The sequence below is a fragment of the Pseudomonas sp. 05N36 genome (genome assembly GCF_056397385.1).
The window spans coordinates 1-1,074 of record NZ_JBFTNH010000052.1; the positions used below are offsets into that span (position 1 = coordinate 1).

Here is a 1,074-nt window from a genome sequence, read left to right on the forward strand (position 1 = left end):
GATCAGTACTGTCGACAACCGGCCAGGCACATCAAGCCAGGTTGGTCAGATGGGGCTGGGCCTGATCAATGGGACTGAAAAGCTGGGTTACTACCAGTTGGGTTTCAAAAACCAGGTCGCGGACGTTCCGGTGCACGTTATGTACTCACGTAACGCGGGCGACACCTGGAATAAGTTTGACGATGACGTGTCGAAACAACCGAACGATTGGATCGCATTTGGTAACAATACCAGTGGCACCTGGACACCTGAATTCGTTCAGAACGTCACAGTCGACATGTCGCTTAACACCGTCATCGCCCCCACCAACAGCCTGACCCTGACCGACGAAGTAAAACTCGACGGCTCCGCCACCCTGCAGATCAAATACCTGTAATCGTCGTCTTTGAGGGGCAACGCCAAATACACGGTGTTGCCCGCGTGATCAAAGAATTACTCCCCCGCTGATTACCATCTGCTCCCATCCTTGCTCCTCAAAAAACACTCGCCCCCGCTTCCAACCTACATCGCCAACACCAAAAGACTACAGAGCACACGCCAAACGATGACGTTTTGTAGCCAGGGACACTTTTTCATACATCAAGCTCAGCGTTTTCGTATTAGTTGCATTCCGCCTCGCCACCTCGATCGATAGATTGCGCCCTGTCCGCTTAGGGCACTAACCGACAATCCCCCTTCAAGGAAGAACCAACACATGAACAAACATTTATCCCTGCTGACGGCTGCATTGCTGCTGACAGGCGCATCCTGCGCTTTTGCTGCGTCCAGTACTGACCTGACTGTTACAGGCCTCATTACGCCGGTGGCCTGTGAACCGTCACTCGCCAACGGCGGTGTCGTTGATTACGCAAAGATTTCTGCGAAAGACCTGAATGCGACCACTCACACCCGACTCAACGACGAAACCATTCAACTCACCGTGAGTTGCGATGCGTCAACCCGGTTTGCGATCAGTACTGTCGACAACCGGCCAGGCACATCAAGCCAGGTTGGTCAGATGGGGCTGGGCCTGATCAATGGGACTGAAAAGCTGGGTTACTACCAGTTGGGTTTCAAAAACCAGGTCGCGGACGT

The 1,074-nt window shown here is 53.3% G+C and carries 2 protein-coding genes; both read left to right on the plus strand.

Annotated elements, in window-relative coordinates; all coding sequences use genetic code 11:
• The coding region (locus AC1DIH_RS28105; RefSeq protein WP_477774082.1) for a DUF1120 domain-containing protein at nucleotides 1-376 on the plus strand (376 nt) is incomplete at its 5' end.
• Nucleotides 377-694: 318 nt separating this feature from the next.
• Nucleotides 695-1,074 (plus strand): DUF1120 domain-containing protein (locus AC1DIH_RS28110; RefSeq protein ID WP_477774083.1); only part of this gene is annotated, 380 nt, incomplete at its 3' end.